We start from the raw sequence: 17933 nt of genomic DNA on the forward strand, positions 1-17933 counted from the left end.
GGATCGCGGTATCGGGAATATGGGGTGTGGCGCGGGCTTATTTCGCGAACACGTCGCAGATCATTTCCAGCACGTCCGGGTAAAGCAGGTGTTCCTGCTCCAGAACGCGGGCGGCGAGGGTTTCGGGCGTGTCGTTTTCAAGGACGGGGACGCTGGCCTGTCCGAGGATGGGGCCTTCGTCCACGCCGGATGTGACGAGATGGACCGTGCAGCCATGCTCTTTCACACCGGCCTTGATGGCGGCTTCGTGGGTGTGCAGGCCGGGGAAGGCGGGCAGGAGGCTCGGGTGGATGTTGAGCATCCTGTCTTCCCAGGCCTTGACCAGCCAGGGCGTCAGCACGCGCATGTAGCCTGCGAGGACGACCAGCATGGCGCCGGAAGCCTGAAGGGCGGCGTCGATTTCGCGCTCGTGGGCCTCGCGGTCCCTGCCAAACGGTTTGTGGTCGATGGCGAGGGTTTTCAGGCCCGCTTCTTCGGCGACTTCAAGGCCTGGAGCATCCGGGCGGTTGCTGAGAACCAGCACGATTTCGGCAGGATAGTCCGGGCGGGCGCAGGCCTCGATCAGCGCGCGCATGTTGCTGCCGCGGCCGCTGATGAGGATCGCGATGGGGACTTTTTCGGTCTTTTTGGCCGGAGCTTTCGCTCTGGTTCTGGAATGCGGCTTCTTCATGCGAAGGAGACCGGCGCGGTCAGAGCGTAGGCGTCATCGGAGCGGACGATCTGGCCCATGAGGAAGCCGGTTTCGCCACGGGCATCCAGTTCGACCATGACCTTCTCGGGCTCGGAGGTGACGAGCACCATGCCGATGCCGCAGTTGAAGACGCGGAGCATCTCGTCAGCGGCGACATTGCCGGTTTCGGCCAGCCAGCGGAATACGGGCGGAACGATCCATGCGGAGCCGTCGATGCGGACGCCGAGACCTTCAGGCAGGACGCGGGGCAGGTTGCCGGGCAGGCCGCCGCCGGTGATGTGGGCGCAGCCGTGGAGCAGGCCCTTGGCGTGCAGATCCAGAACCGTGCGGACATAAAGTTTCGTGGGTGTCAGCAGGGCTTCAGCGAGGGTGTGGCCTTCAGCGAAGGGGGCCGGGTCGTTCCAGCCGAGGCCGGAGCGGCGCACGACTTCGCGGACCAGCGAGAAGCCGTTGGAATGGACGCCGGAAGAGGGCAGTCCGATCAGTGTGTCGCCTTCGGCGATGTTGGCGGGAAGCAGGTTGTTCCGCTCGGCCGCGCCAACGCTGAAACCCGCGAGGTCGTAATGGCCGGGGGCGTACATGCCGGGCATTTCGGCCGTTTCACCGCCGACGAGGGCGCAGCCGGATTCGGCGCAGCCCCTGGCGATGCCCTTCACGACGGTCGCGGCAGCTTCGACGGAGAGTTTTCCGGTGGCGAGGTAGTCCAGGAAGAACAGCGGGGTGGCGCCCTGCACGACGAGGTCGTTGACGCACATGGCGACGAGGTCGATCCCGACGTCGTCATGCTTTCCGGCTTCGATGGCGACCATCAGCTTGGTGCCGACGCCGTCGGTGCAGCTGACGAGCACGGGATCGGTGAAGCCTGCGGCCTTGAGATCGAACAGGGCGCCGAAGCCGCCGAGGCCGCCCATGGTGCCGGGCCGGTTCGTGGCTTTGGCTGCGGGCTTGATCGCATCGACCAGCGCATCGCCCGCGGCGATGTCCACGCCGGCCTGTGCGTAGCTTGCGCCGCCGGTCGTGCTGTGGCTCGTGCCGGGGGAGATGTCAGGCTGATCGGTCATGGTCGAAGGTTCCCGCTGGTTGACGTGACGCCGTTCTAGAGCATCCTGCGCGCTGGCGGAACGCCTGTTTGAAGGCGTAACGGCATGAAAAAGGGACCTGAGATGACGAAACGGGATGCGGGCAGGGCCACGGGCGGGGACGCGGTGCCGGAATCCGGTGCTGTCGGCCGGGAGCATCATCAGGGGCGGCCAGAGGGGCGGCCAGCCGTTCAGATGGCGTTTCCGCTGCGTCGCGTGACGGCCATGACGTCCGAGCGTTTCATCAACGGGCCGTCCAATGCGGCCGCGCGGGCCTGGCTGGCGCGGAACCAGTGGCCGGACGGGCGGCTCTGGCTCTGGGGGCCTTCAGGGACGGGGAAGACGCATCTTCTGACGGCGTGGGCGCATGAGCATGATGCCACGGTGCTGGATGCGCGGCTGTTTTCCACGTCTTCGGCAGGCGGGCGGATCAGGGTTCAGGGGAACCTGGCGATCGACAATGCCGATTCGCCGGGAGACGAGGCGACCATGCTGCATCTGCTGAATGATGCGTTCTCCCAGGGGGACCGGGTTCTGATGGCGGGGCGGCTTCCGCCGTCGCGCAGTCATTTCATGCTGCCTGATCTGGCGAGCCGCCTGCGGGCGACAGCGACCACGGCGACGGGCGAGCCGGAGGACGATCTGCGGGCGACGCTTCTGCTGTCTCTGCTGGCGGACCGGCAGCTCGTGGTGTCGCAGACGGTGACGGAATGGCTGTGGCGGCATCTGCCCCGGACGGGCAATGCGCTGGTCTCGGCGGTGGAGCGGCTGGATGAGGCCGCCCTGGCGCGCAAGCAGCCGATTACGCGGACGCTGGCGATGGAAATGTTGCCGGATCTTCTGACGCCCGAGGGGTAAGCGTCATGGAATGACACAAAAACTCCGTTTGACATGCCTATCCCGCGGCATGACTTTTTATACGATCCGTATTTCTGTGTGTTCCGGAAGACCCCATCGTGACGAGTGAAGATTCCCGGCCTGCTCCGCGCCGCCGTTCCCCCCGCAAACCCCGCAATGCCGTGACCCCGGTGCGGAACCGTAGCCGACGTCGTCAGACTGCTGCCGCCAAGGCTGAAGACTATGCGCATATGCCGACATCGCCAGAGCGGTTTCTGAACCGGGAGCTGTCCTGGCTGGACTTCAACCAGCGCGTCATCGATGAGGCGGAAAACCCCCGCAATCCGCTGCTGGAGCGGGTGCGGTTTCTGTCCATCAGTTCCAGCAATCTTGACGAGTTCTATTCCGTGCGTGTGGCTGGCCTGGTGGGGCAGGTGCGCGAGGGAACGGTCGTCCGCAGTCCTGACGGGCTGACGCCGGCCCAGCAGCTTGCTCAGGTGCGGCAGAAGGCCCGGCATCTTCTGGCCGAGCAGCAGCGTGTCTGGCATGTGCTGGAAGGGGAGCTGAAGGAGGCGGGGATCGTCATCCTGCCGACCGACTCCCTGGACGAGACCGATCTGGCGCAACTGTCCACGCTGTTTGACGAGCGGGTTTTTCCGGTTCTGACGCCGATGGCGGTTGATCCGTCCCATCCGCTGCCGTTCATTCCCAATATGGGGCTGGCGCTGCTGATGCGGCTCAAGGACCCGGCCTCCTCCATGCATGTCATGGATGGTCTGATCCTGCTGCCGGCGCAGGTGCCCCGTTTCCTGCGACTGCCGGCGCGTCTGAAGGAAGGGCAGGAGACGCCGGACCAGATCCGGTTTGTGCTGCTCGAAGATCTGATCACGCTGTTTGCCGGGCGGTTGTTTCCGGGGCTGGCAATCGGGGCAGCGGGTGTGCTGCGCGTGATCCGCGATACGGATGTGGAGTTCGAGGACGAGGCCGAGGATCTGGTGCGATCCTACGAGACCGCACTGAAACAGCGTCGTCGCGGCGTGTGCATCCACCTTGCGCTGGACCGCAAGCTGCCTGAGGCGCTGGGCCGCGAGATGGGGGAAGAGCTGGGCGTGGGCGAAGAGGACGTGGTCGTCCTGCCGTGTTTTGTGGGTGTGACCGATCTCAAGCAGCTCATCGTCGATGACCGCCCGGATCTGGTGTTCCCGCCTTACACGCCGCGCTTTCCCGAGCGTGTTCTGGATTATGACGGTGACTGTTTCGCGGCGATCCGGGCGAAGGACATGCTGGTCCATCATCCGTTCGAGAGCTTCGACGTCGTGGTGCAGTTCCTGCGTCAGGCGGCGCTCGATCCGAACGTGCTGGCGATCAAGCAGACGTTGTATCGGACGTCCCGCGACAGTCCGATCGTGCATGCGCTGATCGAGGCGGCGGAAGCCGGCAAGTCGGTTACGGCGATGGTCGAGCTGCGGGCGCGGTTTGATGAAGAAGCCAATATCCGCCTGTCCCGTGCGCTGGAGGCGGCGGGCGTGCAGGTCGTGTTCGGGTTTGCGCATCTCAAGACGCATGCCAAGCTGAGTCTTGTGGTCCGTCGTGAGAACGGGTCTCTGCGGTCCTATGCGCATTTCGGGACGGGGAATTACCATCCGATCACGGCACGGATTTATACGGATCTGTCGTTCTTTACCTGTGATCCGAAGCTGGCATCGGATTCGGCGCGTCTGTTCAATTACATGACGGGCTATGCGATCCCGGAAAAGATGGATGCGCTGGCGTTTTCGCCCATCACGATCCGCTCGACGCTCGAACAACTGATCCATGATGAAATCGACCATGCGAAGGCGGGGCGGCCGGGGCGGATCTGGCTGAAAATGAACAGCCTTGTGGATGCCGAACTGATCGACAAACTGTACGAAGCCTCGCAGGCCGGGGTGAAGATCATCGGAATCATCCGCGGAATCTGCTGTCTGCGGCCGGGTGTGCCGGGGCTTTCGGATAATATCGAGATCAAGTCGATTGTCGGGCGTTTTCTGGAACATGCGCGGGTTTTTGCCTTCGGAAACGGGCATCGGATGCCGTCTCACAAGGCAAAAGTTTTCATTTCTTCCGCAGACTGGATGGTGCGGAACATGGACTGGAGGGTAGAAGCCATGGTGCCCATCACGAACCCGACGGTCCATGCGCAGATTCTTGGCCAGATCATGACGATGAACATCAAGGACAACCTTCAGAGCTGGACGCTCACGAGGGACGGCTACTGGCATCGGGTTTCGCCGGGCGCACATCCTTTCTCCGCCCACGAATACTTCATGAACAATCCGTCCCTGTCCGGCCGAGGCTCGGCCGCGCGGGAGAAGGTCCTTCCGGAGGCGCATCGCCCCCGTGAGCGGCCCGACAGGATTCTGGAAGACTGATCTGCATGTCCTCATCTTCACAGCGTTCCGCCATTGTCGATCTCGGTTCAAACTCGGTCCGGCTGGTTGTTTTTGAAGGGGTCACGCGCAATCCCCTTCCGATCTTCAACGAGAAGGTCACACTCAGGCTGGGGCGGGGGCTGGATGCGACGGGCCGTCTCAATGACGAGGGTGTGGCGCTGGCGATGGACGTTCTGGGGCGCTTCCACACCGTCGCGCGTGCCATGGGCGCCGAGCCTTTCGAGGTTCTCGCCACGGCGGCTGTCCGCGACGCGTCCAACGGTCCGGACTTCGTGGATGCCATCCGTGCCCGGATGCCTGGCGTGCCGATCCGGGTTCTGGAAGGGACCGAAGAAGCCGATTACGCGGCGCGGGGCGTGTTGTGCGGGCTGCCCGAAGCGAACGGTCTGGTAGCCGATATCGGGGGTGGTTCTCTGGAACTGATCCATGTGGCTGATGGTCAGTATTTCGAGGCGGTGACGACCAAGCTGGGTGTGATCCGGCTGCATGACCGTGCGAAGGGCAGCATCGAGCGGGCGGCTGAAATCGCGAACGAACTTCTGGCGGCCGTGAACTGGCTTCCGGGCATGACGGGGCGGCCGCTTTATCTGGTGGGCGGGGCATTCCGGGCTCTGGCGCGCCTGCAGATCGCGCGGACGCAGTACCCGTTGAACCTCGTGCATCTCTTTACCCTCTCGGAGGGGGAAGCGCGGGAGATGGCGGACTGGGTCATCAGCTCCCCGCGCCGGACCCTTGAGAAAATGCCGGGCGCGCCGCGCAAGCGTCTGGCGGATGCGCCGTTTGCGGCCGTCGTGCTGCGGTGCCTGATGGAGCGTGTCCGTCCGTCCAAGGTCGTGTTCAGCGTCGATGGGCTGCGCGAGGGCTGGTACATGCGCCATGTGGCGTCTTCGGTCGCGGATCTCGATCCGATGACGGATCTGGCGGCGGAGATGGCCAATCGTCTGGCGCGCAGTGCGTCGCTGGCTGAAGCGCTGGTGAGTTGGACGGCGCCGCTGTTTCGCGACGAGACGCGGACCCAGAAGCGGCTGCGCGAGCTGGCGTGCATGCTTTCCGATATCGGCTCTTACGATCACCCGGAATATCGGGTCGAACAGACCTATCGACGGGTGATGTATGGGCATGGCGTAGGTTTCGATCACAGCGCGCGGGCCTTCATCGGGCTGACGCTGGCGGTGCGTTACGAAGTCTCGATGGACTCTCCCCTGATCGAACCTTCCCGGCAGCTTCTGTCACGTTCGGAAATCGAGCGTGCCGTACAGTTGGGTCTGGCGCTCCGGTTGGCGTATACACTCTGTGCGGGGACGAAGGTCCTGCTGGATGAGTGCAGGCTCCTTGTGGAAGACGGAACGCTCGTGCTGGTTCTGGGCGCGCGCAGTGTCCGGGCGGCGGGCAGTGCGGTCCGCCGTCGTTTCGAGAGGCTGGCGGCTGCGATGCAGCTTCAATGTCAGGTAAGGGAAGAATGAGTTTGCGGAATTACGGGACGACGGCCAGGGTTGGTTTTCTGGCGGCGGCGGTTGTGTTCGGGCTGTCAGGATGTGGCAAGTCCCATGACCGGGATGCGCTGTGGAAAGTCGTGCACGGACGGTGTGCGTCGGATAGCGCCCACAAGCCCTGCACGGTCTATGACGAGAAGGATGGCTACGCGCTCCTCAAGGACCATGTCGGTCGCGGACAGTATCTCGTGATCCCGACGCAGAAGGTTCCGGGTGTTGAAGACCCTGTTCTGCTGAAGCCCGAGACGCCGAATTATTTCGCCGAAGCCTGGGCAGAGCGTGGGCATGTGGCGCAGTCCTACGGGTTCGCGATCCCGGACGCCCATCTGTCGATGGCTATCAATTCACGTCCGGGACGGACGCAGGATCAGTTGCACATCCATCTGGACTGTCTGACGGCCTATGCCCGCGCCGAACTCGACAAGAACATGATCACCGAAACCTGGTCTCTGGTCTCGCTCTATGGTCATCCCTATCGGGCGAGGATCGTGGCGTCGCTGGACCCGTCGCCGTTCCGGGTGATTGCGGTCGATGACATGTCCATCCACACGCTTGTCGTCACGCCGGCGAAGCATGGCGGGTTCATCCTGCTCGACGACATGGCCCATGTCCTCGACCACGGCTCGGGCGAGGAACTTCAGGATCATGCCTGCCATCTCGATGATCCGCGCCACAAAGCCATGATCATGGATGGCATGGACATGGGCGAGCATCCCAACGGCATGATGTAAAACAACTTTTGGTTGTTCTGGCATTCTGGATATGGCAGGGTTCGATCATTCTCGAACAATCTGCATTCCCGGAGACCGGTCTTGAAACTGGCAGCGAAATCGCCACCAAACTGGCCCCTGCTGTCGCTCGCCGTTGGCGCCTTTGCCATTGGCACGACAGAATTTACTCCGATGGGCCTTCTGCCCGTCATCGCCCATGGTCTTCAGGTCAGCGTGCCCAAGGCTGGAGGTCTGGTGACGGCCTATGCGATGGGCGTGATGGTCGGTGCGCCCGTCATCACGCTGCTGATGGCGCGTTTCCGGCGCAAGCTGGCCCTGATTCTGTTGATGGGGCTGTATGTGGCGGGAAACCTGCTTTCCGCCGTTTCCGGCAGCTATGACCTGTTATTTGCCGCGCGGGTGCTGACCAGTCTGGCTCATGGGGCTTTCTTCGGTCTGGGGGCTGTGGAGGCCTCGCTGTCTGTCGCGCCCTCGCGTCGGGCGAGCGCGGTGGCGTCCATGTTCATGGGGCTGACAATCGCCAATATTATCGGCGTACCGGCGATGACATGGCTCGGGCTGAATTTCGGCTGGCACAGTGCGTTCGGAGTGACGGCCATGCTGGGGCTCGTGACCATGCTGGCTGTAAGGTTTGCCCTGCCGGCTCGTGAAGCTGCTCCGCCGCCGGAAGTCGGGCGGGAGTTGCGGGTTCTCGTGAAGGGCAACGTGCTTCTGGCGCTGCTGACGACGGCGATCGGGGCAGGGGCGATGTTCGTCCTCTACACCTATATCGCGCCGATCCTTGAACATATCACCCATGCCAGCCCGACGGTCATTACCGTGGCGCTGATGCTCACGGGTGTCGGGTTCTCCATCGGTAATGCCGTGGGTGGACGGAGCGCGGACAAGTCTCTGGACGGGAGCCTGCTGGTCTTTTTCCCGATCCTTGGCGTCATCATGCTGATTTTCCCCTGGATGGCGCAGACCGTGCCGGGCGCATTGTTTGCATCGCTTGTCTGGGGAGCGTCCACGTTTTCGCTGATGCCCGCGCTTCAGATGCGGGTGATGCAGGCCGCGCATGATGCGCCGGCTCTGGCGTCGTCCATGAATATCGGGGCGTTCAATCTCGGCAATGCGATTGGTGCGGCGCTGGGTGGTATCGCGCTGTCGATGGGGTTGGGCTATGGCGGAGTCTCCGTCATAGGGACGGCTCTGGCGCTGGTCGGGGTCGGTCTTGTTCTTCTGTCACGAAAGGTGGCCCCTCCATGATCCGCTCTCTCCTGCTTGCCACCAGCCTGTTTGTCGGCGGCGCCATGACGCCTCTGGCTGCCATGGCCGCACAGCCCGCGAATGTGGGTGATGCCATTCTGGCCGCCAGCGCCTATCACGACAGTGGCGACTATCAGCGTGATTTCGATGCCGTTATCGCGCAGGCGCGCCAGTGGATTGACCAGACGGCGCCGAAGACCCGCCGTCCTGCGATTGTTCTCGATATTGACGAGACGACGCTGTCCAACTGGGACGAGATCCGGGCCGACGGCTTCGGGTATATCGCGGCCGGTCCGTGTGATGCGCTGCCCAAGGGGCCGTGTGGTGCGGATGCCTGGGAGAAGAGTGGCCGCGCGCCTGCTTTTGCGTCCACGCGGGCGTTGATCGAGGACGCGCAGGCCCATCATGTCGCGGTATTTTTCGTGACGGGACGGCATGAGGACGAGCGTGAGGCCACGGAGCGGAACCTGCATCTGGCGGGAATCCGGCGCTGGGACGGGCTGTATCTACGGCCGATGACATCTCATGGTTATGCGGCACTATACAAGACGCCGACGCGCGGGCGGATCGAACGCAAGGGCTATACGATCATTGCAAGCCTCGGGGACCAGCCGTCCGATCTGAGCGGTGGTTATGCGGAAAAGGGTTTTCTTCTGCCCAATCCCTTCTATCGCATTCCGTAACGAAAAATATTATACGCTCCGCCCGGTTCTTACGCTTCTTCTTGTCGGAAACTGGGAGCGTATGCGGTTTCTGAAAGCTGGTTCTGAAAAAGCCCGGTGCCATGACGGCACCGGGCTTTTTTTGTGTCAGAACGATTTGAGGAGCCGTTCCAGATAGTCCAGTTCGCTTTGCGGGCGGGTGCGGTCCGAGGCGCGGCGGCGGAGTCCGCGTTCAATGTCGCGGGCGCGGTCACGGGCGCTCTTGTCCGGGATATGGGCGTCGGAATCCTTGCCCTTGTCCCCTTCGCCCAGTTTGCGGCCCAGCGGGTCCTGATCTTTCTGATCGTCGTCATCACCGTCTTCGTCACCGGCCTGAGGCTGGTCGCCGTCATCGCCCTGCTGGCCTTTCGCGCCATGCTGTGGCTTGCCGGAGCCGCCTGCGCCACCGGACGGAATGAAGCTCAGACTGCCACCTCCCTGTCCGCCCTTGCCGGAGCCGCCGGATTTCTGGTTCTGGCGCATCTGTTTTCCGGCTTCGGAGAGGTCTGCCAGCACTTTCTGCTCGGCGGTCTGGGCCTCGGCGTCCTTGCGGTCCGCGAGGGCTTTGCGGGCGCTTTGCATGTCCGTTCTGGCCTTGTCGAAGGCCGTGGCGGGCTTGCCGGTCAGGTCCTTGACGCGGCGGCTCAGGATGTCGTTCACACGCTGAAGGGCGTGTTGCAGCGCATGGTCCGCACGGCGTCCGTCGGACTGGGAGGCGACTGTGGCGGGATCGACCGGAGCGGGTGGTTTGGCGTCCGTAGGTTGGTCCATGCCGGGTGGAGGCTGCATGCCGAGCTGGCGGAGCAGATCGGCCGTGGACATCTGGCTGATATCCGGATGGCTGCCATCGTCGGCGGGAGCCGCGGCCTTACGGGCGGCGGAAAGGCGGGACTGCGTGTGATCGAGCAGGGTCGTCTCGCGGTGGACGAGATCATGCAGGGCCGCGCGCTGCGCCCGGGCTTCGGCCTGTGCCTTCATCTGCTCGGCGAGTGCTTTGAGATCCTCGGGGCTGGCCTGACGCATGCGCTCTGCCATGTCTTCCATCTGCTGAAGCCGTTTGAGAGCCTCGTCCCCGTGGCCCTGATTGGCTTCGGACTGGAGACGGCGCATTTCGTCCGAGAACGGATCGGCCGAGCTGGTGCCGGACTGCGGCATGACGATGCCGCTCTGGGCCGCGCGCGAGAACAGAAGCTGCATCCGGCGGTTCAGGGCATCCTTGAGAGCCTGTGTGCGGCGCTGGAGTTCTTCCTGTTCGGGAAGGGTATGGCCCTTGTCGCCGAGGTCGCGCATGTGGTCGAGCTGCTGCTGCACGCCCTGCTGGGCCGCGCGGACTTCGGCGGCGGCATCGGCGATTTCAGGTCCGTCGCGGCGCAGATCGTCCAGATAGAGAGCCAGTGCCCAGAGTTCCCCGGGGACACGGGCCGCTGAGCCATCTGGGGCGTCTTTCTGGAGCGAAGCAATCTCAAGGCCGAGGGTTGCGAGAATGGCGCGTTCGTCGGTGGTCTGCGTCAGGAGGTTCAGTTCGGCTGCGGCCTTCGAGGCGCGTTCCTGTCCGAGCATGAGGCGGCGGCGCAGGGCAACGAGAGCGCGGGCCAGCGGATCGGTGAACTTGCGGGCGGCGATCTGGAATTTGACGATATCGCTGCGGCTTTCACGGCCTGAAGCGCTCTTGGCATGCAGGCGGCCTTCGACTTCCATTCCGGCAAACGGGTCGGAGGAAAGGTCTGGCGTGGCGACACCTTTCGCGTCCCTGGGCTGTCCGTCGAGCGGGATGGGAACGCGCAGGATGCGGCCTCGGGTCAGGCCGGGAAGGTTGATCTCGGCTTCAAGCGAGGCGACGCCATAGGTCTGATGGACGTGCCAGGGCAGGCCGGTGCGCCAGTCGTTTTTCTGTGGACCGGGTTTGCCGTCCCAGGTGACGGTGGGCGGCAGGTCGGGTTCGACTTTAACGCGCCATGAGCCGAGGGTCCGGCCACGGACGACGATACTGATGGTGCCGGACTGCTGGAGTGTGCCGTGGCTGTTCCAGCTTTCAGCGTCCAGCCTGTTCTGTTCAGGCGAGGCGATTCCGTGCAGGGCGGGTTTTCCATGCGCGCCGGTGATGGTGGCGTTCAGAATGGCGCCCTGCGGAACGTCAAGCGTATTGTGGCCCGTGGCGGAAAGGAAAATCGGCGCGCCGGGCGCGTAGGACGGACGGTCGATCCAGGCCTGAAGGGTGGGGAGCGGAATGCTGTCATCGTCCACGCCGGGAATCAGCCCTGCGTGCAGGCGCGAGGGGGTATGCGTACCGCCGAGAATGGCCGCAACCACGATGGCCAGCGGGACGGCAATGAGCGCGAGCCGTTCGTGCAGGCTGGTTTCTGGATGGGGAAGGCCAACGCGAAGGGGGCCGAGCGAGGCTGTGACGCGCTCGACATGACGGGACCAGATGGCCGATTGCTCGCCATTTCCCGCGAAAGCCGGCCGGTCGGTCAGGCTGAGGAGCGGCTGGCAGGCGAGTTTGGAATCATGCTCGATCCGGCGGTCGGCCACGGGAATGCTGACGGGAGGCACGCGGCGCAGGCCGGTGATGGTCAGCCACAGGGCCGTGCCGAGAACGCCGATTTCCAGCAGGGCATGCAGCCAGTCCGGCAGGGACTGGGGGATACGCGCAAGGCAGGCCAGAACGTAGAACGTGACCAGCAGCAGGGGCCAGCGCAGGGGCTCCCAGGCGCGTTCCCACCACAGGACACGCTGGGCTTTCCGGCGCAGGGTTTTGAGGTGGAGGGTCGGGTTTGACTCAGCCATGATCGTCCTTGGCTGCCAGCCATTCCGGAACGGTTTCGGCCGCGATCAGTTCCGCAACGCTCTGGCGCTGGCGGATGATCTCCCATTTTCCGTTGTCGATCAGAACCTGCGCCGCAAGCGGGCGGGTATTGTAGGTTGAACTCATGACCGAGCCGTAAGCGCCGGTATCGAGCAGGGCGATCAGGTCGCCGCGCTTCGTGTCCACAGGCAGGGCGCGGTCGCGGGCGAAGATGTCGCTGCTTTCACAGACCGGGCCGACGATATCCCAGAGTTTCGTAGGATTGGTCAGGCCGCTCGGGGCGACGGGCATGATGCCGTGCCACGATTCATAAAGAGATGGGCGGGCCAGATCATTCATGGCGGCGTCGAGTACGACGAAATCCGGATTGCCGGCTTTGGTCTCGATCACGCGGGTCAGCAGGATGCCGGTGGGGGCGGAGAGCCAGCGGCCGGGTTCGATGCTGAGCCGGACATCGAGATCGCCCAGTGTTTCGGCGATGACGCCAGCAAGCATGTCCGGCGAGGGCGCGATTTCGTCCCGGTAGCGGATGCCGAGGCCCCCGCCACAGTCCACGGCCTCGACGGTGTGACCGGCGGCGCGGATCTCGCGGACCATGTCGGCCAGTCGGGCATAGCCCTCGCGGAAGGGACCGGCGGTGAGCATCTGGCTGCCCAGATGGACGGCCAGACCGACGATGCGGACGTTTTTCAGGCTGGCAGCTTCACCATAGAGGGCGACGGCGCGGCGATGCTCGATGCCGAACTTGTCTCCGGCGCGGCCCGTGGAGATCTTGTCATGGGTGTCGGCGTCCACGTCCGGATTGACGCGCAGGGCAGCCCGCGCGACGCGGCCACAGGCGCGGGCGATGTCGTCCAGACGGTAGAGTTCCTCGACGCTTTCGACATTGATTTGTGCGATGTCGTGCTCGACGGCGGCGCGTAGTTCCGCATCGGATTTGCCGACGCCGGAGAACACGATGCCCGAGGGCTGAATCCTGGCATGGAGCGCGCGTTGCATCTCGCCGCCGCTGACGATGTCCACGCCATAGCCGCACTGGCGCAGGATGGTCAGGGTGGCCTGATGGTCCTGCGATTTCATGGCGAAATGCATGTTCACCGGCAGGTTCCGGGCCTCGAACGCGGCGCGCAGGGCTTTTGCGCGACGGCGCAGCGTTTCAGCGCCCGTGATCCAGCACGGTGTTCCGACGGCGGCCGCGATGACGTGCAGGGGCACGCCTTCGAACAGCAGGCCGTCCCGTGCGTCCATCTTCAGCGATGGACGGGTTTCCAGCATGTCGGAGAAAGACGGATCGGTGGCGGGATCGGAGGGAAGCGCTGCACTCATGATGATGCTACCGTATCGCTCTTGGAAGCATGTTCCAAGCTGAACCCGCAGGGGATAATATCGTCGGCATGATACAGGAACTGATCCGAGAGGCCCTTGAGGCCCGTTCGCGTGCTTACGCACCCTATTCGCGCTTTCAGGTGGGGGCCGCATTGCGGTGTGAGGGCGTTGTCCATTCCGGCTGCAATGTCGAGAATGCTGCCTATCCGCTTGGGACGTGTGCCGAGGCCGGGGCGATTGCCGCCATGGTGCGGGGCGGTGGACGTCGTATCGAGGAAATCGTGATCGTGGGTGGGGCTGCGCCGTGCACGCCATGCGGGGGGTGCCGGCAGAAATTGCGGGAATTCGCGCTGCCAGATCTGCCGGTTCACATGATTGATCCTCAGGGGGAACTGCTCCTGATCCGGACGCTGGCCGAACTGCTGCCTGACGCGTTCGGGCCGGATCATCTGGGATGAAACGCTCCGGGGCGTTGCTGATACTCTGTCTGTTCGGTGGTGGGGCGATGGCCGCTCCGAGCGTGGTGTTGCCGGGACTCGGCGCGGACAGTCATCGCAGCGTCGTGGATGTGAATACGGCGCCATGGCGGATTTTGGGGCGCGTCCAGACGTCTCTTGGCGGGCGCTGTACGGGATTTGCCGTGGCGCCGACCGTGATGCTGACGGCGGCGCATTGTCTGTGGCTGTCTGCGACCCGGCATTATATCCAGCCTGCGGATGTTCATGTTCTGATGGGCTATGCGATGGGGCGGTACCGCCTTCATGCGCAGGTGACACGATTTGTTATTGCCCCCGGATACGATCCCGCGAACGAAGGGGGTACCGCATCCGAGGATCGGGCCACGTTGATTCTGGATCGGCCGGTGGTTCTGTCAGGGGATCTTGTTCCGTACGGCGCGGTGCAGATGGGGGCCGCGGCGATGCTGGTTGGATACCCGCAGGACCGGCCTGAGATTCCGTATGGCGATATTACGTGCCGGATCAACGGCTTGGCCATTAACGGGCTGATCCATCACGACTGCGCGGCGACGCATGGGGACAGTGGCGGCCCGTTGTTTGCGCGCCAGCCTGACGGGCAGTGGGGAATTGTCGGGATCGATGTGCTGGCGACGTCGGGGCGTGGCGGGTTTGCCGCGCCGCTGCCGCACTGAGTTTTTCGGGTTCCCATGCATCAGGCGCACGTCAGAAAAAATTCACACATGCAAACATGAGCCCTGTCGTGACGTTGCACAGGGCAGGACGCCCGATTGGGTGTTACAGGTTTTTCAATCCCGGAAGGTGATTGCCATGTATGTCATGTCCATGAAGGAGACATCCTCGCGAGCGGCTCCGAAAGGAGGATTTCGTGGGGACTCCAAAAGGGTCAACAGAAAGCATATTCTCGTTGTCGAGGATCAGGCGCTTTTGCGCTTTCTCGCGGCGGATATGCTGGAAGAGGCGGGCTATGAGGCCTCTCTCGCGGCTGATGCCGACGAGGCGCTTCAGGTGCTGGCCCGAAATCCGGATATTGGCACCATCTTTTCAGACGTGAACATGCCTGGCGACATGGACGGTGTGGCGCTTGCCCGCCTGATCCGTAAGCATCGTCCGGAAATCGGACTGGTTCTGACGTCGGGGACGCGGATTCAGGATCTGGGGCAACTGCCGGGCGGCACGATGTTCCTGTCCAAGCCGTATGAATGGGACGAGGTCTATCGCTGTCTGGAGCAGGTGAGGCACTGAAGCGCCGTTAAATTATAACGGGAGAAGACAATGTGGTGCACCCGAAAGGACTTGAACCTCTAACCCCCAGATTCGTAGTCTGGTGCTCTATCCAGTTGAGCTACGGGTGCGGACACATTGTATAGGTCTTCATCAGGAGAAGACTGGTGCACCCGAAAGGACTTGAACCTCTAACCCCCAGATTCGTAGTCTGGTGCTCTATCCAGTTGAGCTACGGGTGCGCTGTGAGGCGGGGTTTTACAGAGGCTTAGCTGACCTGACAACCCCGCTTTGGAAAAAATTTCAGTTCCGCGTCATGGTGATATGGGCCCGGCAGGAAGGCGAGCCGAAAATGCCGCCAATGGCCTGTCCAACCGGGTAGCCGTTGAATACGACGGCCGTGGGATGGTGGTTCAGATCCGTCATGGCGAGTTCGGCATGATAATGCTGGCTGCCGGGCGTGTAAGTACCGTGCAGGACCTGTGAGCCGTCTGCCGGCGTAAAGAGGATTTCCTTGCCGCGGATCCGGAGGGTCGAGGGATGTTCGGTCGGGCAGGTGCCCTGATCCGTAACGAGAGCGCCGACCCAGGAGCCGACGGGGTCATGGCCGGGGTCGGGGGCTCCCGCGCAGGCGGCGAGCAGGGCCGTGGCGGAGAGGGCGAAAAGTGCTGGCAGGCGCATGTTATTCCTGTTCCGTGTTGCAGAATGGATGACGCAGACGACACAACACCTTATAGGAGAGCCTCAAAAGGCACCATGAAACCGGAACGCGAGGCCATGACATTGACCCAGCAGGACGCCAGCACCGTCGAAAAGCTTGACGAAACTCTTCACGAAGACCGTATCCTCATTCTGGATTTCGGTAGCCAGGTGACGCAGCTCATTGCGCGTCGCGTCCGCGAAAGCGGCGTTTACTGCGAAATCTGGCCGTATACGGCGACCGAGGAAAAGATCCGCGCTTTCAATCCGCGCGGCATCATCCTGTCCGGCAGTCCGGCCAGTGTGCATGACGAGAATGCACCGCCGATTCCGGATGTGGTCTTCGCGCTGAACCGCCCCGTGCTGGGGATCTGCTATGGCCAGCAGGCGATATGCCAGAAGCTGGGTGGCAAGGTCGAGCACCACGAGCACCGTGAATTCGGTCGTGCCTATATTGATATCGCCGAGGACTGTTCGCTGTTCCGGGGCGTCTGGGCGCGCGGCAAGCGTGAGCAGGTCTGGATGAGCCATGGCGACCGCGTCACGCAGCTTCCGCCGGGCTTCCGTGCCGTTGCCCATTCCGAAGGGGCACCGTTCGCGATCATCGCGGATGAGGGGCGTCGTCTGTATGGCGTGCAGTTCCATCCGGAAGTCGTGCATACGCCGCATGGCGCTGCGCTGATCCGTAATTTCACGCATAATGTCTCCGGTTGCAGCGGAACGTGGACGATGGCGGGTTTCCGTGAGCTGGAAATCGCGCGCATCCGCAAGCAGGTCGGTTCGGGGCGTGTGATCTGTGGTCTGTCGGGTGGCGTGGACAGCTCCGTTGCGGCCAAGCTGATCCATGATGCGATCGGCGATCAGCTCACCTGCATTTTCGTGGATCCGGGCATCATGCGGACGGGCGAAGCGGACGAGGTCGTCAAAACGTTCCGTGGCCGCTTCAACATCCGTCTCGTGCATCGTGACGCCTCCGAACTGTTCCTGAAGGAACTGGCTGGCGTGACGGACCCGGAGACCAAGCGCAAGACGATCGGCCGTCTGTTCATCGAGGTGTTCGAGGAAGAAGCCGCGAAGCTGGGTGGCGCGCAGTTCCTGGCTCAGGGCACGCTGTATCCGGACGTGATCGAGAGCGTGAGCTTCTCGGGTGGTCCGTCCGTGACCATCAAGTCCCATCATAACGTCGGTGGTCTGCCGGACCGCATGAATATGGAACTGGTGGAGCCGCTGCGTGAGCTGTTCAAGGACGAGGTCCGCATGCTTGGCCGTGAGCTGGGTATTCCGGAGAGCATCGTCGGGCGGCATCCGTTCCCGGGGCCGGGACTGGCCATTCGTATTCCGGGTGACGTCACCAAGGAAAAGCTGGACCTGCTGCGCAAGGTGGATGCGATCTATCTTGAGGAAATCCGCCGCGCCGGGCTGTACGATGCGATCTGGCAGGCTTTTGCGGTTCTGCTTCCGGTGCGCACTGTCGGCGTCATGGGCGATGGCCGGACCTACGATCAGGCCTGTGCCCTGCGTGCCGTGACCAGCACGGATGGCATGACGGCGGAAGTCTATCCGTTCGACTTCGCGTTCCTGAACCGGGTGGCCGGTCGTATCGTCAACGAGGTCCGAGGTATCAACCGCGTGACTTACGACATCACTTCCAAGCCGCCCGGTACGATCGAGTGGGAATGATCCCGCGTCTGGCATAGAATGGCACCGCCCGGCATGGAAGTGCCTTAAAGCCCGCAGAAATGCGGGCTTTTTTGTTTTTTTGTCCGGCATTGTCTGGCATCGAACGGTATCGCCAAGCAGTTATTTTTTATGGCATAGTGCGTGGCACTGACTGAGTCTGATGCCATGATTTTTGTTGATACCATGTCACGCATTCTATGGGTGTCATGGTATCGATATTTAACAACCATATGAATAATAAGGATTTTATCCGATTATTTTGATGGTTTTTAGTCATGGTATCGTCGTTTGGAGTGCCATGAACAGATGCTGACTGATACCAAACTGCGCAATCTCAAGCCGACGGATAAGCTTTACAAGGTGAATGACCGTGACGGGCTGTACGTCGCGGTGACGCCTGCGGGCAGCATCTCGTTCCGATATAACTATGCGATCCACGGCAGGCAGGAGACTCTGACCTTTGGGCGGTATGGCGTTGGGGGCATCACTCTGGCCGAAGCCCGTGAGCAA

At 62.8% G+C, this 17933-nt stretch carries 16 protein-coding genes and 2 tRNA genes; 11 read left to right on the forward strand and 7 right to left on the reverse strand.

What is annotated here, in order from left to right:
• Positions 1–37: 37 nt before the first annotated feature.
• A complete protein-coding gene (gene purN / locus GFJ39_RS04665) occupies positions 38–670 on the reverse strand; it encodes a phosphoribosylglycinamide formyltransferase (RefSeq protein WP_153430246.1) in 633 nt (210 codons plus the stop codon).
• Complete coding sequence (purM, locus tag GFJ39_RS04670) at positions 667–1752, reverse strand: phosphoribosylformylglycinamidine cyclo-ligase (protein ID WP_153430247.1); 1086 nt, start codon at positions 1750–1752, stop codon at positions 667–669. The genes purN and purM overlap by 4 nt, the downstream gene beginning before the upstream one ends.
• Positions 1753–1965: 213 nt before the next feature.
• On the opposite strand from purM, the gene GFJ39_RS04675 reads away from it, so the two are divergent.
• The 6 genes from GFJ39_RS04675 (at position 1966) to GFJ39_RS04700 (ending at position 9194) form a co-directional block, all read left to right on the forward strand.
• On the forward strand, positions 1966–2628 hold the full coding sequence (locus GFJ39_RS04675; RefSeq protein WP_407645864.1) for a DnaA/Hda family protein: 663 nt from the start codon (positions 1966–1968) through the stop codon (positions 2626–2628).
• A 230-nt stretch (positions 2629–2858) separates the two neighbouring features.
• A complete protein-coding gene (locus GFJ39_RS04680; RefSeq protein WP_233736000.1) occupies positions 2859–5018 on the forward strand; it encodes an RNA degradosome polyphosphate kinase in 2160 nt (719 codons plus the stop codon).
• 5 nt (positions 5019–5023) lie between these two features.
• Positions 5024–6502 carry a Ppx/GppA family phosphatase gene (locus GFJ39_RS04685; RefSeq protein WP_153430249.1) on the forward strand — a complete coding sequence of 493 codons (1479 nt, stop codon included), beginning with the start codon at positions 5024–5026 and terminating at the stop codon, positions 6500–6502.
• Positions 6499–7263 (forward strand): CDP-diacylglycerol diphosphatase, encoded by a 765-nt coding sequence (locus GFJ39_RS04690; protein ID WP_153430250.1) that lies wholly within the window; start codon positions 6499–6501, stop codon positions 7261–7263. The genes GFJ39_RS04685 and GFJ39_RS04690 overlap by 4 nt, the downstream gene beginning before the upstream one ends.
• A gap of 81 nt (positions 7264–7344) precedes the next feature.
• Positions 7345–8511, forward strand: coding sequence for an MFS transporter (locus GFJ39_RS04695; protein ID WP_194285288.1), 1167 nt, complete (start codon positions 7345–7347; stop codon positions 8509–8511).
• Complete coding sequence (locus GFJ39_RS04700) at positions 8508–9194, forward strand: HAD family acid phosphatase (RefSeq protein WP_153430251.1); 687 nt, start codon at positions 8508–8510, stop codon at positions 9192–9194. Before GFJ39_RS04695 ends, GFJ39_RS04700 begins: the two co-directional genes overlap by 4 nt.
• A 126-nt stretch (positions 9195–9320) precedes the next feature.
• Here the strand turns inward: GFJ39_RS04700 and GFJ39_RS04705 are convergent, their stop codons facing one another.
• Both GFJ39_RS04705 and lysA read right to left on the reverse strand, forming a co-directional pair.
• Positions 9321–11999 (reverse strand): DUF4175 domain-containing protein, encoded by a 2679-nt coding sequence (locus GFJ39_RS04705; protein WP_153430252.1) that lies wholly within the window; start codon positions 11997–11999, stop codon positions 9321–9323.
• On the reverse strand, positions 11992–13344 hold the full coding sequence (lysA, locus tag GFJ39_RS04710; RefSeq protein ID WP_153430253.1) for a diaminopimelate decarboxylase: 1353 nt from the start codon (positions 13342–13344) through the stop codon (positions 11992–11994). The genes GFJ39_RS04705 and lysA overlap by 8 nt, the downstream gene beginning before the upstream one ends.
• A gap of 68 nt (positions 13345–13412) precedes the next feature.
• On the opposite strand from lysA, the gene GFJ39_RS04715 reads away from it, so the two are divergent.
• The 3 genes from GFJ39_RS04715 (at position 13413) to GFJ39_RS04725 (ending at position 15065) form a co-directional block, all read left to right on the forward strand.
• On the forward strand, positions 13413–13802 hold the full coding sequence (locus GFJ39_RS04715) for a cytidine deaminase (RefSeq protein WP_153430265.1): 390 nt from the start codon (positions 13413–13415) through the stop codon (positions 13800–13802).
• A complete protein-coding gene (locus GFJ39_RS04720) occupies positions 13799–14494 on the forward strand; it encodes a trypsin-like serine peptidase (RefSeq protein ID WP_153430254.1) in 696 nt (231 codons plus the stop codon). The genes GFJ39_RS04715 and GFJ39_RS04720 overlap by 4 nt, the downstream gene beginning before the upstream one ends.
• Before the next feature lie 151 nt (positions 14495–14645).
• A complete protein-coding gene (locus GFJ39_RS04725) occupies positions 14646–15065 on the forward strand; it encodes a response regulator (RefSeq protein WP_228391795.1) in 420 nt (139 codons plus the stop codon).
• Positions 15066–15098: 33 nt separating this feature from the next.
• On the opposite strand, the gene GFJ39_RS04730 is transcribed toward GFJ39_RS04725, so the two are convergent.
• The 3 genes from GFJ39_RS04730 to GFJ39_RS04740 all read right to left on the reverse strand — a co-directional run bounded on the left by GFJ39_RS04730 (position 15099) and on the right by GFJ39_RS04740 (position 15725).
• Positions 15099–15175 (reverse strand) — tRNA-Arg (locus tag GFJ39_RS04730).
• Between the two features lie 34 nt (positions 15176–15209).
• Positions 15210–15286, reverse strand: a tRNA-Arg gene (locus GFJ39_RS04735).
• Positions 15287–15347: 61 nt separating this feature from the next.
• Positions 15348–15725: a hypothetical protein gene (locus GFJ39_RS04740; protein ID WP_153430255.1), complete on the reverse strand. Its 378-nt coding sequence runs from the start codon at positions 15723–15725 to the stop codon at positions 15348–15350.
• Between the two features lie 96 nt (positions 15726–15821).
• On the opposite strand from GFJ39_RS04740, the gene guaA reads away from it, so the two are divergent.
• Both guaA and GFJ39_RS04750 read left to right on the forward strand, forming a co-directional pair.
• The gene (gene guaA / locus GFJ39_RS04745) at positions 15822–17423 is read left to right on the forward strand and encodes a glutamine-hydrolyzing GMP synthase (RefSeq protein WP_194285289.1); all 1602 of its coding nucleotides are present in this window, start codon (positions 15822–15824) and stop codon (positions 17421–17423) included.
• A gap of 306 nt (positions 17424–17729) precedes the next feature.
• A partial coding sequence (locus GFJ39_RS04750; RefSeq protein WP_153430256.1) for an Arm DNA-binding domain-containing protein occupies positions 17730–17933 on the forward strand: 204 nt, incomplete at its 3' end.

The sequence above is a fragment of the Gluconobacter aidae genome (assembly GCF_009547075.1).
GTDB classification, from domain to species: domain Bacteria; phylum Pseudomonadota; class Alphaproteobacteria; order Acetobacterales; family Acetobacteraceae; genus Gluconobacter; species Gluconobacter aidae.

Excerpts from the sequence above, each read along its gene's own strand:
- GFJ39_RS04705 (WP_153430252.1), bottom strand. The coding sequence starts at position 11,999 with ATGGCTGAGTCAAACCCGACCCTCCACCTCAAAACCCTGCGCCGGAAA.
- GFJ39_RS04700 (WP_153430251.1), top strand. The coding sequence starts at position 8,508 with ATGATCCGCTCTCTCCTGCTTGCCACCAGCCTGTTTGTCGGCGGCGCC.
- GFJ39_RS04680 (WP_233736000.1), top strand. The coding sequence starts at position 2,859 with ATGCCGACATCGCCAGAGCGGTTTCTGAACCGGGAGCTGTCCTGGCTG.
- purM (WP_153430247.1), bottom strand. The coding sequence starts at position 1,752 with ATGACCGATCAGCCTGACATCTCCCCCGGCACGAGCCACAGCACGACC.
- purN (WP_153430246.1), bottom strand. The coding sequence starts at position 670 with ATGAAGAAGCCGCATTCCAGAACCAGAGCGAAAGCTCCGGCCAAAAAG.
- GFJ39_RS04685 (WP_153430249.1), top strand. The coding sequence starts at position 5,024 with ATGTCCTCATCTTCACAGCGTTCCGCCATTGTCGATCTCGGTTCAAAC.
- GFJ39_RS04740 (WP_153430255.1), bottom strand. The coding sequence starts at position 15,725 with ATGCGCCTGCCAGCACTTTTCGCCCTCTCCGCCACGGCCCTGCTCGCC.
- GFJ39_RS04715 (WP_153430265.1), top strand. The coding sequence starts at position 13,413 with ATGATACAGGAACTGATCCGAGAGGCCCTTGAGGCCCGTTCGCGTGCT.
- GFJ39_RS04720 (WP_153430254.1), top strand. The coding sequence starts at position 13,799 with ATGAAACGCTCCGGGGCGTTGCTGATACTCTGTCTGTTCGGTGGTGGG.
- guaA (WP_194285289.1), top strand. The coding sequence starts at position 15,822 with ATGACATTGACCCAGCAGGACGCCAGCACCGTCGAAAAGCTTGACGAA.
- GFJ39_RS04690 (WP_153430250.1), top strand. The coding sequence starts at position 6,499 with ATGAGTTTGCGGAATTACGGGACGACGGCCAGGGTTGGTTTTCTGGCG.
- GFJ39_RS04725 (WP_228391795.1), top strand. The coding sequence starts at position 14,646 with ATGAAGGAGACATCCTCGCGAGCGGCTCCGAAAGGAGGATTTCGTGGG.
- lysA (WP_153430253.1), bottom strand. The coding sequence starts at position 13,344 with ATGAGTGCAGCGCTTCCCTCCGATCCCGCCACCGATCCGTCTTTCTCC.
- GFJ39_RS04675 (WP_407645864.1), top strand. The coding sequence starts at position 1,966 with ATGGCGTTTCCGCTGCGTCGCGTGACGGCCATGACGTCCGAGCGTTTC.